This window comes from Sulfurovum iocasae (assembly GCF_047716765.1).
Taxonomy (GTDB): Bacteria; Campylobacterota; Campylobacteria; order Campylobacterales; family Sulfurovaceae; genus Sulfurovum.
In genome coordinates, this window is record NZ_CP180410.1 from 1210689 (window position 1) to 1226871 (window position 16183).

Consider the following 16183-nt stretch of genomic DNA (forward strand, 5'->3'; position numbering starts at 1 on the left):
GGCTTATACACCCTCAGCGATCATTGCATCTGCAACTCTTTTAAATCCGGCAATGTTTGCTCCGTCAACATAATTTCCTGCTACACCAAACTCTTTTGCCGTTGAGGAAACATTTTCACAAATGTCTTCCATTGTTGCTTTAAGTTTTAAATCAACTTCTTCAAATGTCCATTTCTGCATTGCAGCATTTTGGCTCATTTCAAAACCACTCACGGCAACACCACCGGCATTAGCTGCTTTTGCCGGAGCTAGACAAATATCACTTTTTAACATGATATGTACTGCATCTGTTGTAGATGGCATATTCGCACCTTCTGTCACACTGACACAACCATTTTTAACCAGATTCTTAGCATCTACTGCAGTCAACTCATTTTGCGTAGCACACGGGAAGGCTGCATAACATGGGATGTTCCATACTGCATGACCACCTTTAGGGTATTCAGAGACCGGTGTATAGCTTGCTTCAGGATGCGCTTTGATATACTCTTCCAAAGAAGCACGACGCTCAAACTTCAACTCTTTAAGCAATGGAAGGTCTACACCTCTTGCATCATAGATCATCCCTTTGGAATCTGTACATGTGACAGTAACAGCACCAAGTGCTTGAAGTTTTTCTATGGCATGAAGGGCTACATTTCCAGAGCCACTGACTGTACACACTTTACCTTCTAACGTCTCTTTACCTTCTAACTCCAGCATTTTACGTGTAAAATAAATCACACCGTAGCCTGTTGCTTCAGGTCGCATCAGTGAACCACCAAAGAAAGCCGGTTTTCCTGTAAGGACACCCTCAAAGGCTGTTGTCATTCTCTTGTACTGACCAAACAGATACCCAATTTCACGTCCACCTACACCAATGTCTCCCGCAGGTACATCGATACGTGGTCCAATATGTTTATAGAGCTCTTTCATAAAGGCAGAGCAGAACTTCATCACTTCAAAGTCACTTTTACCTTTAGGGTCAAAATCACTGCCGCCTTTGGCACCACCTAAAGGCAGACCTGTCAAAGCATTTTTCAAGATCTGTTCAAATCCTAAGAATTTTAAAATACCTTCATTGACAGAGGGATGGAAACGAAGACCGCCTTTGTAGGGTCCCAGTGCATTGTTGAACTGCACTCTGTAACCGGTATTGACCTGCACTTCATTCTTATCATCCAACCAAACTACTTTAAACTTAATAACCCTGTCTGGAGTGATCAGTCTTCTGATAATAGCATTTTTTGCACTTTTATTATACATTTCATCTGACTTGAAAAGAGGAAAAATGGAAAGAAGTACCTCTTCCATCGCTTGAAAAAAGACATCATCTTCTGCACAATTCTCATTCTTAAGTTTTGCGATCTCTGCTTTTGCATCTACAATGCTGTTTACTCTTTTCATATCTCTTTCCTTCTTATTGGGTTTAGATTTTGTGAACGGGCATAGCTGCGACTATAACGCTTAAATTATATTTTAACATAATATTTAGTCAAACTGAAAAACCTATCTAATTCAAGAGTCACAATTTTAAACTAACCAATTTTAACACAATCTAAAAAGTAAGAGATAAAGATCAGTATATTTCACCCTCTGATCTCTCCTAATATGGCTTAACACATAGATAAAGAGAGCTTATTTTTATGTGAGAAGATTGAATACTTTCTGTATGTTAAAAAAAATTTATTTATCTAGCAAAACCTTATAAAATATATAACTTTATAAGGTTTTGTATGTGACTAAAAAAGTTGGAAAAGTATCCATCTATGCATAAGAATAGGTAGAATGAAAATACAACTATAATTCCCCAGTACCCTTAATAAAAATAATAAAAGTTCCATTATGAAAAAGTTTTAGTAGGAATTCTTTTTATGAAGAAATACAAAGCAAACTCAACTGTGCCCATACTGTGCCTCGAGTTTGACTATTTTTTAGTAAAAATAGAATAATATGCGTGCAGACATGCCTATTTTTGCGTGTTTTGTTAAAAATATAAGCCTATGTTATAATCGTAATAGACTCGTATTTTCATTTATAACCATTCCTTTTTAAAGGTACCCTACATAATATTATTGTGCCCTTTTAAATTTTAAGAAGCATATCATTATTGATTTAATGGTTAATAATTATGTGTTAATATAAAGAAAGATAATAATTTAGAGGCCTAAATTAAACATATAGCTTGATTTGTTGAGCTATACTTTTGTTAAATAAAAAGATTTTACAGTAAATTGAGGATTGGTAATGAAATATATTTCTATCACTATTTTTCTTTTCACTACACTTCTCTTTGCACAAGATAGAGAAGTGATACCTGTCTCAAAAACTGAATTTGTTTATATTAACAAACAGGGTGTAGAACATGAGATAGATATGACAGGGAAAGATTTTATTCTTGTATCTGTTAGAGAAGAAGACAGTGATGGCAGGTTCTATGCTGTAGATAGAGATGGGACTGTCTGGCTGAGTGGAGGTATCTCATCGGGAGAGGAAGTAGAGTTTACCCCTTCAGGAAAATGGAAAGTACTCTGGAAGAAACGTTACTACACATCCAAAAAATACCCTGAGGAAGACGGCAGCAACAATATGAACTACAGTATCTTCTTTACCAGATGGGGGCATGCACTGCATAAGGGGAGTATAGATCATACTTCTCATGGCTGTATTCATGTGGATCATGCTGATATCCAACTTCTCTTCAAATGGGCAAAAGTGGGGATGCCTGTCTTGGTAACACGTCATAAGTATATACGTTATGCCAGACCAGATTTGAAGCGTATCTATCTGAGAGGGGAGAACTATAGACGCAAGAGGAGAAGGTAGGCATAATACTATATAGCCTGATCTTTTATCTCTTTAGTTTCTTCTTCTGCCTGATGCAGTGTCAGGGTCGGATAGGCAAAGTCAAGGTTGTTCTTCTTGAGGATCTCTGCTATTTTGAACATCACGTCCTCTTTAATTTCAAGCCATTCACTCCAAACAACAGTACGGGAAAAGCAGTAGACAAGAATATTGATACTTGAATCAGCAAATTCATCCATATAGACCAGGGTGGTACGTTTGACCCCTTTAAAATCTTCAGTAGAGACCAGTTTAGCCTGACGATATGAATTTTGATATGATGTGCGCTCGTTTGCAATACCGGGGTGCTCTTTGAGCATAGATCTGATATCAACAATGGCCTGACGAATATCATCGAAATCTGACTGATAGGTGAGACCGATATTCATCTTGATACGTCGACCGATACTTCTCCTGCTCCAGTTTTTGACACCGGAGTTCGCCAGTTCAGAGTTGGGGATCGAGATGAGAGCATTGTCGAAAGTACGTATGGTTGAAGCCCGCAGGCCGATCTCAACAACCGTACCATTGACATCATTTGTTTCGATCCAGTCACCCTGTTCAAAGACATCTCCGACAAGGATGGAGATAGAGCCGAAGATATTGGAAATACTGTCTTTTGCAGCAAATGCTACAGCCGCACCTGCAATACCCAGACCTGAAAGCAATGCAGTGAGGTTAACACCAGCAATTTTGAGCATAGAGATAAATGCCACCGTGATGATCAGACCGTTAATCACTTTAATAGTGAGGTTGATAACCTCATTTTTGAGTATTTTACTTCTTTTTATAGCTTCAATTTTCATGTATGCGATCGTATTGGTGATCCGATACAGCAGTAGAGCAATAAGAATGACATAGAGTTCTGCAAATAGTTTACTGATATTGATACTTTTACTGTCAAAACCTAAATAGGCTACGAGTATCAAATGGATGATGACCAATGAGGCGATCATATTAAATATTTTTGTAATATGAGAGTGAATATAGCTTATATCTTCTTCTTTGAGTTTGTAATGCTTTAAAAAACGATTGATAATGAGCCGTACGATAAATTGAGTGATCAAGATCAAAATTATGATCGCTAGAAGCAGGATGATCTTGCCTACATCCAAATGGACGGAAGAGAGATAGGCATTGAACTTCTGCCCATAAATGGATTCATTGATCGTATTTACCAGAGTAAAGAGTTTAGACTTTGAAAAGCGGGCTGTGCGGTAAATATTTGAACTGTTTTCTACTACTTCCGCAGAGAAGGTGTTAGCAACACTCTCCAGGTGGCCCTGAGCCTTGATCGCTGCAAGTAAGGATTCTATAATAGGACTCGATTGGTTTTGATCAGAAGAAATATATTTCTTTTTATCCAGGGGTTTATACTTTGAAAAATATTTCACAAGCGTTTCATTCACTTTGTCTTTAAAAAATGCTTTGGACTCGCTATCTGTCTGTTGCAGTACATCATGAAAGGCATTTCTGATCCCCGTTCGTACAGTATACCCTTGCAGCAGAACTTCATCACGCAATACAGCATTGGTATTTCCCAGGTATTTGTTGTTGTTCAAACGAAGTTTCAGTTTGCTCACTTTATAGCGGTATGGATTATTTTTTTGTAGATGTTCCTCTTTATCAGCGGCATAGAGTAAGAGAAATTCCTGATACTGCCTCCCTTGTGCTTTCTTAATTTCAATTTTCTTCTCAAGTGAGAGGTTTTGATCAAGTAATTTTGCTTCGATCTTGATCTGTTCATCGATAAAGTCATCCAAAGTATCACTAGCTAAAAGAAATGAAGTGGAAAATAAGAGGATAAAAAATATGATCTTTTTCAAAAAATATCCTTGCGTTTTAATATGGAATTATATACCAAAGAAGTAAACAAATAACTAATATAAAATCCAAGTTGCATAATAGCAAGTTGATGATATTTTTCTAGTATAATAGCTATAGATAAAAGTCTAAGTTTTGAATCATGAAAGGGGTCATGGATGAATGATAAGATAAAAGAGATTATAGAAGAGATAGAAGCTATGAAAGTAAAGCTTGGAGAAGAGATAGCACAACAGGAGAAGGATATCACCTATGAGATCCAAAATGGTTATGTAAGATTTGAAAAAGAGGTTCTTGATAAGCAAAAAAAGAATATGAAAAATCTTTTAACCTGGTTTAGAGATATCCCTCTTTTGCATCTTCTTGCTTCACCCTTGGTCTATGCGATGGTCATACCGGCTATACTTTTTGACATAATACTCTTTGTCTACCAGCAAGTGATATTTAGGATATTCAAGTTTAAGTTTATTAAACGAAGTGATTACATACTCTTTGATCGTCAATATCTTGGATATTTAAATTCGATCGAGAAGTTAAATTGTCTATACTGCTCCTACTTTAACGGTTTGATACAATATACTTCAGCGATAGCCGGTAGAACTGAGCTTTATTTCTGTCCTATTAAACATGCAAAGAAGGTTGCTTACCAACATGATTATTATGATGAGTTTTTTAGATATGGTGACGAGGATAAGTATCAGAAAAAACTGGAAGAAATTCGAAAAAAATCTGAAAAAAAGTGATCTTTGAGTGCAAGAAAAATCAAAGTTTGGTTTAAAAGAGTTGATCGCCATAGGTGTTGGCGGGATGATCGGTGGTGGGATATTTTCCGTTATGGGTCTGGCTGTTGGTATTACTGGAAATGCAACACCGATCGCTTTTTTACTTGGTGGTTTACTAGCCCTTGTAATGGGATATTCATATGTCAAACTTGCTGTATCCTTTCACAGTGATGGAGCCAGTTTTACCTATCTTGAGTATGCATTTCCAGAACATAAATTCATTGGTGCCATTACAGGATGGATGGTCATCATTGGCTACATCGGAACACTGGCACTTTATGCATTTACGTTTGGTGCATATGGTGCTGAACTTTTAGGTGAGTCCGATGGTATTGTTCGGCAGATACTTTCTGTGGGTGTAGTACTGATTTTTATGATGATCAACTTGATAGGAACCAAAACATTAGGTAAGACAGAAGACTTGATCGTATATAGCAAAATTATTTTATTGGGACTGCTTGCGTTTGCCGGAATGCAAAGTATTGAAACTGAACAAATGACACCGGTCTTTGACCATGGATTTATCTCTGTTTTTATGGCGGCAGCACTTATATTCGTTGCTTATGAAGGGTTTCAGCTTATTACCAATGGGGTATGCGAAACTGAAAACCCAGGGAAAAATATTGCACGTGGTATCTATGGCTCTATTGCTATAGTTACTTTGATCTATGTAATACTTTCTATGATCTCCATTGGTTCCCTTAGCGAAGCTGAATTGATTGCAGCGCAGGAGTATGCTCTGGCTGTTGCAATAGAGCCTTCCATGGGGAATGCCGGTCATGTCCTTGTAAGTATCGCTGCCTTGCTTGCAACAGCATCTGCTATCAATGCTACTATGTTCGGTGCATCACGGATGATGTCTGAAATGGCGTCAGAGCATGAGATGCCAAGTGCCTTTTCTTTTCGAAACCGTGAGACTGTACCTTGGGTTGCAGTTGTTGCACTAGCTATTTTAACGGTTATTTTTACTTATTTTGGAGATTTGGAGTTGATCGCATCATTTTCAAGTTTGACATTTTTGCTTGTATCCTTAGCCGTAAATATAGCCAACTATAAACTACGCTATAAAACGGGGGCTAACCTATATTTTATTATTTTAGGTTGTGCATTGCTGTTATTTACTATTGGTACACTAGTACTCTATTTGATCATGCATTCACCCGAAAAGTTGATCTGGATCGTTGCTATTTATGTAGTACTTATTTTCATGGAAATAGCTAATCAACACTTTTATAGGTAAGTATTGAATGGAAATGATACTGTCTGTATCGATATCTCCATCACCATATCTCTCTTGAGAGCAGTATCTTCATCTCTTCCGCTGGTACAGGAGGAGTATAATAATACCCTTGGATAGTGACACAACCGTTACCGATCAAAAAATCTTTCTGTACTGAAGTCTCTACTCCTTCCGCAATAAGATCGAGATTGAGGCTTTTTGCAAGTGCAATTATCGCTTTGATGATAGCGACACTTTCTGTATCCTGTGGAATATCTTTGACAAATGATCGATCAATTTTGAGTCTATGGATCGGCAGACGTTTTAAAAGGGATAAGGAAGAATATCCTGTTCCAAAATCATCGATGGAAATATTGATACCAAGATCACTTATTTGATCTAGCTTTTCAATGACCCCTTCAGGTTCTTTTATCATCTGTCTTTCAGTAACTTCCAGTTCCAGCCATTCCTGTTTAAAACTATATTTTTCTATGTCTTCTTTGAGTTCTTGGAGGAAATGATCATTTTCTAAATGTGGTATTGAAATATTTAGTGCAAGCACACCTGGTATTAGCCCCTCTTTGTACCATACTGAAACTTGATTCATAGCAGTTTTTATCACCCATTGGTCAATTTCAATGATCATACCTGTCTCTTCGGCTAAAGGAATAAAATCTTCAGGCAAAAGTAATCCCATAGTAGGGTGTTCCCATCGTATTAAAGCTTCTACTCCAACTAACCTATTGTTATGCCCGTCTATCTGAGGTTGATAGTAGATCATAAACTCTTCATTGTTAATAGCCTGTCGTAAATTGGTTTTCATGGTCATGTGTTTATATGCCAATTCTGTCATTTCTGACGAATAGAACTGAAAATTGTTACGTCCTTTTTCTTTTGCTGTGTACATGGCTGTATCTGCATATTTTAAAAAATCACGAGCATCTTTTACTGTTTTATCATACAGACTGATGCCTATACTGCATGAGATGTATAGAGTAAGATCATCGATACGTATAGGTTCCCTCATCACTTTAAGAATTTTTTCTGCCAATAACAATGCATCTTCTGGTCGTTTTAACTCTTCCATAATAATGGTAAATTCATCACCACTTAAACGGGCTAGAGTATCTTCTTTACGAATAATGCTCTTAAGGCTCTTCGCAACTGTTTTCAAGACACTGTCTCCTACTTCATGTCCAAAAGAATCATTAACCTCTTTAAATTTGTCCAAGTCGATAAAAAAGAGTGCCAATCCAATGTTATGGCGTTTTGCTTTTTCGATAGCTTGCTCTAATCGATCAGCTAATAGTACTCTGTTAGGCAGTCCGGTAAGTGCATCATTATAGGCTAATATTTGCAATTCATTTGTCATCTCTTCAAGCGCTTTGGTTCTATCTTGTATCTTTCCTTCAAGATTTTTGTTGAGTTTTTGCAAATCTTTTGTTGCTTTATTGATCTTGTGCCGATATGTAAAAAAACTGTTTTTAAGATATTGAGAGAGAAAATAAGATAGGGTCAAACCAAAAATAAGAATGAGGAGGCTAATAAAAATCAGATATTTGAATCTTGAATAATAGTCTTCATGCATTAATATGGCTTGTTTGGCTACCTTGTTTCCAATAGTAGAGCTATAAAACCCACTTCCCACGATCCAGTCACTATCAGCAATAGTATGGATATAGGTATATTTTATCTCTTCTTGTTGTGTCTCTGGATTGATCCATACATAGGATAAAAATGCTTGACTTTTATCTTGAAGTGCATCCTTCATTTTGTGAAGAATATTTTCTGATGAAGGAGAGTTGAGCTTAAAAATATTTTTACCGACTATTTTGGGCTTGGCGGCGTTAAGGAGTATATCTCCTTTAGTATTAATGATGAAAATATAATTACTTGATGTACCACCAAGTTTTTCAATACTCTTTAATAGCTTAACATCTCTTGCTTTGATAGCCGTATCTAAAAATTCTGCTGTCCCCAAATACCAATCATAATGACCTAATGCTTTTACAAAAGCAAGCTGCTGAAAATATTTGTCCAGATCCTTATCAGGTTTGCTAAATGAATCCCATAGGTAGCCCTCACCATCCTTTTTACACAAGGATATCTCTTCTTTAATGATCTCTCGACCTACAGTATCTTTAAAATCAAGTACAGAAGTACCTTCCAAATGACGTAAATTGCCTGGCCCCAACTGTAACACTCCGTTATAGTCTACAATCCAGATATAACTTTCACCATTGCTCCATTGCAGTGGTCTGAGTGTAGTGGTAATTATATTTTTTATCTCTTCAGGTGATTTTGTATCTTTATATTGCTGATAGATGGTCTCAGCAGTATTGATCACATTTTCAACCCGATATTTTAGTCTTGATGTAAGATCCTCTTTGACAATGGACTTTTGATAGACAATGAGATCAGAGATACTGTCCACTCTTGACTGAATGGTTTTCTTTTCCATTTCTATCAAGTTGCTTTCTAGTTTTAAAATGGCTTTTTCAAGACTGTTGTTGTAAATATTGATAACCAATAAGGCAGTAATAATAATAACTAAGGGAATGAAAACCAAGGGACCCGCGGCAATGATCTTAAGGATACTTTTTTCATTTAATGCCATATCTTAATTGGGACCCTTGTGATTTGATAATTTATCATAGCATAAAGTATATGATAATCATCTCCAAGCTGCTTCACTTTGTACATCTTTTTTATGTGTTGGGTATTATCAGTATGTAGCTTTCAAACGCAGATAATAGCTGTTATCCAGACTTCCAAACTCACTCTCTTTATCTCCTCCATAAAGCATAGCACCTATGGCTATAGAAGCATCATCGCTAATGCTGTACTCTATGACAGGTGAAATATAACTGCTTTGGTCTTTGGGAGCATAAATCATGCTTAGTGAACCGTTAAAGAGTAGGTTGAACTCATAATAGGCAGAAGCTCCAATATAATCTGAAGAGAGGTGGCGGTTATTACTGAGTGTGCTCTCTTGATGGGTAAGAATTTCATCGAAACTGTAGGTTTTTGAAGAGTGTATCCACTCTGCCGTTACGGTCAAGCCATCTTCAAAACCATAATCCAACCCTAGTATGCCTTGATAGAACTCTTTATCTAAAAGCTTGTCTTTAAAGTAACCGCCTTCACTTCGCCACTCTATGCCTGTGTCAAAAAGATTGCCTTCTATTTCATAGGCTAACATCTGGGCATCATTGCTTGAAAGGAGATCGAGTGCAATATCCGCAAATCCAATGTTTCCTTTGATCCGGCCTGCATACTTGTAGCTATGATCATGACGTTTGGCAACTACACCCATCACTTCACTCAGTTCACCCAGTGCATAGGTATAGGAGAGTGCATAGGCTCCATAGATCTGATCAGGTTCAAGGGCAAGTGGGTTTCTGGGATTGAAAAGATCTGTAGGTGTCCAGATACGTCCTACTCCCATACTGATCTTTTGCAAACCAAAGACAACATTGTGTTTCTCATCAGCGTAACCGACATTGAAACGATGGATACGCCCAAACACTTCACCTTTTCCATAATTTTTTGGATTTGTTTCTATCTCAAAGGGGGTATCGGCTTTGATACCGCGTAGAAACTGGTACTCAAAGCTGTTAATATAATCCTCTCCATAATAGTTATCTATATCTGCGATGATATTTACAAACCAATTTCCCTCTTTTATCTTGTCGATTAAACGCAATCTGTTGTAGTTGTAAAGGACTCTATCTTCACTGGGATAGGGCACTTTTGAGAGAGTGAAATTGGTGTTCTCTATGATAAGATCATGTTCTACTGCCATAAGAGGCACTGTGAAACAGCATAATATTCCAATTTTAACGATCTTCAATGATGACTCCATCATCCAGAACAATGATACGTTTGGACTGTTCTAAGACATATTTGTCATGTGAAGCAAAAATGACAGTCACATGCTCTTTTTCGTTGAGTGTGCGTAGCATGTTCATGAGGCGTTCACTGTTTTTTGAGTCCAGGTTTGCTGTAGGTTCATCTGCTAGTATGAGTTTAGGACGTGAAGCGACTGCACGGGCTACAGCCACACGCTGCTGCTGTCCACCACTGATCTCACCAGGGAGTTTATCTAGGAGGTCCTCTATTTGCAAGATGGAAGCTAACTCTAAAATACGCGTATCTATCTTTTTATCATCGAACTTGAGAAGCTTCATAATAAACCCGATGTTCTCACGAACTGTAAGTACATGTATGAGATTGTACGCCTGGAAAATGAAACCGATATCATGCAGTCGCAGCTTTGCCATCTTCTCTTCGCTGTAGGCAGATATCTCCTCATCATCAAGAAAGATCTGTCCGCTTGTAGCAGAGTCCAATCCACCTATGATGTTGAGAAGGGTGGTCTTGCCTGAACCCGACTCACCGCTGAGTGTAGTGAACTCTCCCTTTTCAAAAGTAAGATTGATATCTGTCAGGGCTTTGACCTCTTTTGGACTGTCGGGGTAGAATGTTTTGTAGACATGTATGAGTTTCATAACATTTTTCCTTGTATGACTTGAATAGGTTTTATCTTTTTAAGTATGCGCAGAGGCCAGATCACTGAGAGTAGGGTAGCAAAAAATACAGCGAAAAAAGCTTGAAGGAAATAGTAAAGATGCATATCTGCAAACATAATGGCACTATAGCCATACATCTCTAATCCTGCTTCAAAAGAGCGTAGATCAACACCTGCTGTTGACATATAGACAAGGGAGATCCATCCCAGAAAAGCACCCGCCATAAAACCGATAAAGCCTAAAAAAGATGCTTCCAGGATGATCTGGTCTCTTACCATTTTGTAGGGAGTACCGATGGCAAGCATGATACTGAACTCACGCATTCGCTCTAAAACAGAAACTAGCATCACTCCGAAGATCCCCAGTGCAGCGACAATAAAGACAATCGCATAAGAGGCTAAATTAAATATCTCCATAATATCCCGCATTTGTATCAGCAGAGGGTAGAGTTCATCCCAACGAAGTACCTCTATGTTCTCCAATGACTTTCGCAATTCTTTTTGTATTTTTTGTGTCTTCTCTGTATCTGTTACTCGTAACGCTATCTGTGTGGCAGAATCTTTTAGGTTTAGAAAGTGTGAGATCTTTTCCATAGATACAAAAACAGAGTTCTCGTCAAGAGCAGGATTACCGGTTTTTAGAATGCCAGAGAGACGAAATGAGATAGAGTTTATCTCATTGTTTGCATCTTGAGCAGTAAAGATCACACGACTGCCTACTTCAAGATTGAGCTTTTTGGCTAGGGTTGAACCGATCAAAGCCCCTTTGTTCTTCTCTCCAAAACTGTATGTCCCTATGGTGGTAAAAGTATCGAACTGACCAAAGTTTTGCTCACTTTCTAAAGAGATACCTTTAAGGGTTGCCCCAAGTGATTTGTGTGCTGTAGCGATCAACCCCTCCTGCTGTAAACGTATGCTGCTGGACTTTATGCCTTTGACACTGAGTAGTTTTTCTTCGATATGTGATACTGGGCTCAGTATATGATCGAGACTTTTATTGAGACGATACTCTTTGGCATAAAGAGATATCTCTCCGGAATCACTGCGGATGGTCGTATTGATCAAATGGGTGATCATACCATCATAAAGCCCCTGAAGTCCAAGCAGACCAGCGAGACTCAAAGCGATCATCATGATGACCATCAAAGAGCGTGTTTTACGTCTCCATAAACTTAACCAAGCTAGTACGGTACTCATCGGATACCCCAATCTTTAATGTACTGATTTCGTTCATAATTAAGGCAGATTTTTAAAGGACTCGCCTTAGCGAATTCGAAAAAATCTAACACAGAGTATGGGCGAAAGCAGTACACCCATGGGGAGAGACGAGAAGAAGCAATCTGCAATCGAAAAAACCTTTGAATTAGCCAGCTAGTACTACAGTTTTTTTCACTCACAGCTTACTCCTTCTCGTCTCTTTAAAGTTTGGGGTATCCGATGAGTACCGTACTGTATGTGAGGCTATTTTACTATACATATCTCATCGCCTCCATTGCCGTAAGTCTGTTGATCTTGGAGATCGGATAGACGATAGCCGCAATATTGAGCATAAAGATCGTCAGGGCATTCCATGCTATGGTAAATAGGTCAAAGTGCATAGGCACTTCGTCACTGACCACGCCATATTCTTTATAGGTCTCAGCTATGCCGGATATGATGATAGGATGCAGTTCATAATAATAGGCAATGGATGCTCCGATGATCGTACCCACCACCATACTGACTGTTGCCAAAAGCAGTATTTCAGCAAAAAGCATCCCAAAGATATTTTTGGAAGTCAGCCCCAAGGCTCGTAAAAGTCCTATTTCCCTGGCACGTGTATAGATATTGACATAGGAAAATATCATGATCACAAAAAAGATCACCACAAAAAAGATAGAGATAGAGATATACCCAAAAATAGAGTCAACCAACATCGCTTGTACCAGAGCAGACAGAAGCGTTTTCCAGTTGACTGATTCATACTCTGAAGGGAGTGAAGCTTGCAGCGCTGTAGTCACTCTGTCTATACGATCATTATCATGAAAGTTCAGCGTAAAATAACTTGCTATATTATCACTCATCATGACCGTATCGAGGTAGGATTTATTGACAAAAGCTGATTGTGAATCAAATTCGAAAAGACCTGTTTTAAAGATCCCTTTAACAGTGAAAAGGTCAGCTGCAATAGAGTAATCGATGGAAGAACCGACCATAGCTATCTCGCTGCCCACATCTACTTTAAGACGTTTAGCAAGATCAGAGCCCATATAGATGGCATTGGTGTCGCTGTCACTGAGATACTCACCTTTGATGAGTGAATCTTGCAGCTTACTCAGCGCTGTTTCACGAGAGGGCACGATACCTGCGAGTAAAGATCCTACTGCTTTTTCATCACCTGAGAGAAGTACATAGGTCTCAAATCTTGGAGCATAGTGGGAGATAGAAGTATCTTTTTCTAGTATCTTATTGATGAGATTGGCATCTTCTATAAGATTTTCATAACCGCTATCATCCCTGTAGCCTTTGAGATCGATATGTGCATACCCTGTATAGATCTCAACAGAACTTTTGATGAACTGATGATGTGAACCATCCATGAAGGCAACATAGATGATAAAAAGTATGGTGGTAAGCGTACTCAAAAGCAGAGTTATAATGCTTCTGCCTTTAGATCTGAGGATGTTTTTTAAGGCGAGTGAAAAGAGCATTTATCACCACCCAGACCAAATGTCTGAATTTTTAATGCAGTGATTTCGTTCATAATCAAGGCAGATTTTTGAAGGACTAGCCATAGCTAATTCGAGAAAATTTAACGCAGAGTATGGATGAAAGCACTGCACCCTTTGGGAAGAACGAGAAGAAGCAATCTGTAAGCAAAAAAATCTTTGAATTAACCAGTTAGTCCCGCATATTTTTTTACTCACATTTTACTCCTTCTCGTTCTTTTAAAATTTCAGACATTTGGTCTGGGTGGTGATAGCTACCTTGAATAACGCTTCAATGCATGTTTGGTAAAATAAGAAGAATCTATTTTTGCATCATAGTTTATCTTCTCAAAGATGATCTTTGTACGATTTTTCTTTTTGTTGGCATCAAGGGGTTTGAGCTCCATGACCATAGGTACTCTATGTGATCCGTGTTGTTCTACTTTAGAGAAAGTCATGATCCTGACTTTTTGCATCCTGTCATCATAATAAGTCTCTTTAACAGGTACAGCATTTTTCAAGTCAACAGTGATGATGATCTTCCCCCAAACTACCGCTGCATCCTCTTTTGGGAGTAACTCCAGCGTAGCAGAGTTTCCTTTTTTTGAGAGCAGCTTAGCCGTATAGTCCTCTTCCAAAGAACTCTCTTTAACCATATCATCATTGGTAAAGTCACTACCCATCCAACTTTGAAGCATCATAGAAGCAGGGATCTTTATGGTGCGTTCTATCTTAGGGATGTACTGCCACATTTGATTATCTATCTTTAAAAAGGTGATACCTTTGTCTTTTTTAGGGTAGAGTATTTTGATAAAACTCTTTTTATTGCCTTTGGACCAAGACTCTATCTTCACGGTACGTTTTCCACGCTTAGAGGACACTATCATCTTCATCTGTGCGTACATATAGTCACCACGTAGATTTCTTTCAAGTTTTTTGATGATATTTTGGGCTTCGTTGGCGTGTAGAGAAAGAGTGATGATGAGTAGAGATAATAAATATTTCATAGTATAGTAAGATCCCTTTTATTTAATTGTAGCTAAATAGGTAACGGATGTATAGAGTTACCCTGAAATAAAACTTCAAATATCATGATTTTATCTTTTGAATCCTCTTCGCAAGCAGCAAAAATAATATCCCTAGAAACACAATAAATGCCGTAACATAAAGTGTAGAATTATAATTACCAAAGTAGTCGATCAAAGCTACACTGTAAAGTGGAGCACCAACTTGTCCTATGCCGTAGGCTGCTGTCATGGAGCCCATGAGCACTACAGGGTTTTTGCCAGCTAGCTGACCACCGAGGTTCATGAAGAGTGCGACAAGCCCTATGAATGTACTGCCATACAGAGCACCACTGAGTAAGTTTAGCGTTATGTTTGTACTGAATGCCGGTATGAGTATACCTATGATCTGTAGAGCCATAGCGAGGATGATAGCGTTTACACTTCCGTAGTTGTGAGCGAGTCGCATCCAAAGTATGGAAGATGGGATACCTGCGATGCCGACTATGAGCCAACCGAGATTGCCATAGCCTTCTAAGCCCTCAAGTGAGTTGATGATGTCTGGTAAAAAAGTACCTTGAACCACAAAACCCACACCCTCAGTAAAGTACGCGAATATAAGCAGTATCACATAGGGGGTAAATATCGATTTGGATAGTGTATGTTTTACCACTTCTTTTTTAAGTACTTTGTCAAAAGATAAAATGTAAATAGCGTAAAAAGAGACTATAAATGCAAATACAGACAAAACAAGCCAGGCATCAGCCCAAGTTCCATTTTTTAAAACGGTTTGGCTTATGAGTTCAGATACGGCGATGGCAAAACCAATGCCGCTAAAGTGTATGCCCATAGCCTTTGTTTTATCTTCAAAGTTTAGCTTTACCATCACCAATGCACTACCAACGATGAGTACCATAGCAGAACCAAATCCGGCTATAACCCTTGAGACTAACCATAGGGTTTCATTTGTCGTAGTTGCGAGTATAAGTGTCGTGATGATACTTAGGATCATACCGATCCTGAAGTACTTTACTTTCGTGTTGATATCTTTTATAAATATAGAAAAAATGGCACCCGATAGATATCCTGCAAAATTGAACGATGCCAATACTCCAGTATAGGTAAGTGACAAAAAATCTTCAAGCATAAAAGGAAGAAGCGAAGTAAAAGCAAACCTTGCAACACCCACCCCCACAATGATGGACAGTATACCGGCGAGGAGTATGGCAGTGTTGGAGTTTCTGTCTAGGAGGGTTTTTATCATAGGGGAGTATAGCAAGATTGAGGTTCAAATAAATATATTTAATCTCAAG

At 38.2% G+C, this 16183-nt stretch carries 12 protein-coding genes; 3 read left to right on the plus strand and 9 right to left on the minus strand.

Annotated elements, in window-relative coordinates; all coding sequences use genetic code 11:
* Window positions 1–3 precede the first annotated feature (3 nt).
* A complete protein-coding gene (gene gdhA / locus ACLHDG_RS05860) occupies window positions 4–1386 on the minus strand; it encodes an NADP-specific glutamate dehydrogenase (RefSeq protein WP_415407883.1) in 1383 nt (460 codons plus the stop codon).
* 840 nt (window positions 1387–2226) lie between these two features.
* Here gdhA and ACLHDG_RS05865 point away from each other — a divergent pair.
* Window positions 2227–2805, plus strand: a complete 579-nt coding sequence (locus ACLHDG_RS05865) for a L,D-transpeptidase (RefSeq protein WP_415408055.1) — start codon at window positions 2227–2229, stop codon at window positions 2803–2805.
* Window positions 2806–2813: 8 nt separating this feature from the next.
* On the opposite strand, the gene ACLHDG_RS05870 is transcribed toward ACLHDG_RS05865, so the two are convergent.
* Window positions 2814–4649 carry a mechanosensitive ion channel family protein gene (locus tag ACLHDG_RS05870; RefSeq protein WP_415408056.1) on the minus strand — a complete coding sequence of 612 codons (1836 nt, stop codon included), beginning with the start codon at window positions 4647–4649 and terminating at the stop codon, window positions 2814–2816.
* A gap of 156 nt (window positions 4650–4805) precedes the next feature.
* Between ACLHDG_RS05870 and ACLHDG_RS05875 the strand changes: the two genes are divergently transcribed.
* Window positions 4806–5390, plus strand: coding sequence for a hypothetical protein (locus tag ACLHDG_RS05875; RefSeq protein ID WP_415408057.1), 585 nt, complete (start codon window positions 4806–4808; stop codon window positions 5388–5390).
* Window positions 5391–5397: 7 nt separating this feature from the next.
* Complete coding sequence (locus ACLHDG_RS05880) at window positions 5398–6669, plus strand: APC family permease (protein WP_415408058.1); 1272 nt, start codon at window positions 5398–5400, stop codon at window positions 6667–6669.
* A 40-nt stretch (window positions 6670–6709) separates the two neighbouring features.
* Here the strand turns inward: ACLHDG_RS05880 and ACLHDG_RS05885 are convergent, their stop codons facing one another.
* From ACLHDG_RS05885 to ACLHDG_RS05915, 7 genes are all read right to left on the minus strand, one after another.
* Window positions 6710–9265, minus strand: a complete 2556-nt coding sequence (locus ACLHDG_RS05885; protein ID WP_415408059.1) for an EAL domain-containing protein — start codon at window positions 9263–9265, stop codon at window positions 6710–6712.
* Between the two features lie 108 nt (window positions 9266–9373).
* Window positions 9374–10453 (minus strand): hypothetical protein, encoded by a 1080-nt coding sequence (locus tag ACLHDG_RS05890; protein ID WP_415408061.1) that lies wholly within the window; start codon window positions 10451–10453, stop codon window positions 9374–9376.
* Between the two features lie 34 nt (window positions 10454–10487).
* A complete protein-coding gene (locus ACLHDG_RS05895; protein ID WP_415408062.1) occupies window positions 10488–11159 on the minus strand; it encodes an ABC transporter ATP-binding protein in 672 nt (223 codons plus the stop codon).
* Complete coding sequence (locus ACLHDG_RS05900) at window positions 11156–12376, minus strand: ABC transporter permease (protein WP_415408063.1); 1221 nt, start codon at window positions 12374–12376, stop codon at window positions 11156–11158. Before ACLHDG_RS05900 ends, ACLHDG_RS05895 begins: the two co-directional genes overlap by 4 nt.
* A 272-nt stretch (window positions 12377–12648) precedes the next feature.
* Complete coding sequence (locus ACLHDG_RS05905) at window positions 12649–13869, minus strand: ABC transporter permease (protein WP_415408064.1); 1221 nt, start codon at window positions 13867–13869, stop codon at window positions 12649–12651.
* A gap of 272 nt (window positions 13870–14141) precedes the next feature.
* A complete protein-coding gene (locus ACLHDG_RS05910; RefSeq protein WP_415408066.1) occupies window positions 14142–14873 on the minus strand; it encodes an outer membrane lipoprotein-sorting protein in 732 nt (243 codons plus the stop codon).
* Window positions 14874–14955: 82 nt separating this feature from the next.
* Window positions 14956–16134, minus strand: coding sequence for a YbfB/YjiJ family MFS transporter (locus tag ACLHDG_RS05915; RefSeq protein ID WP_415408067.1), 1179 nt, complete (start codon window positions 16132–16134; stop codon window positions 14956–14958).
* Between the last annotated feature and the right edge of the window lie 49 nt (window positions 16135–16183).

Coding starts and splice junctions, on each gene's coding strand:
- gdhA (WP_415407883.1), bottom strand. CDS start 1,386: ATGAAAAGAGTAAACAGCATTGTAGATGCAAAAGCAGAGATCGCAAAA.
- ACLHDG_RS05865 (WP_415408055.1), top strand. CDS start 2,227: ATGAAATATATTTCTATCACTATTTTTCTTTTCACTACACTTCTCTTT.
- ACLHDG_RS05875 (WP_415408057.1), top strand. CDS start 4,806: ATGAATGATAAGATAAAAGAGATTATAGAAGAGATAGAAGCTATGAAA.
- ACLHDG_RS05885 (WP_415408059.1), bottom strand. CDS start 9,265: ATGGCATTAAATGAAAAAAGTATCCTTAAGATCATTGCCGCGGGTCCC.
- ACLHDG_RS05890 (WP_415408061.1), bottom strand. CDS start 10,453: ATGGCAGTAGAACATGATCTTATCATAGAGAACACCAATTTCACTCTC.
- ACLHDG_RS05895 (WP_415408062.1), bottom strand. CDS start 11,159: ATGAAACTCATACATGTCTACAAAACATTCTACCCCGACAGTCCAAAA.
- ACLHDG_RS05900 (WP_415408063.1), bottom strand. CDS start 12,376: ATGAGTACCGTACTAGCTTGGTTAAGTTTATGGAGACGTAAAACACGC.
- ACLHDG_RS05905 (WP_415408064.1), bottom strand. CDS start 13,869: ATGCTCTTTTCACTCGCCTTAAAAAACATCCTCAGATCTAAAGGCAGA.
- ACLHDG_RS05910 (WP_415408066.1), bottom strand. CDS start 14,873: ATGAAATATTTATTATCTCTACTCATCATCACTCTTTCTCTACACGCC.
- ACLHDG_RS05915 (WP_415408067.1), bottom strand. CDS start 16,134: ATGATAAAAACCCTCCTAGACAGAAACTCCAACACTGCCATACTCCTC.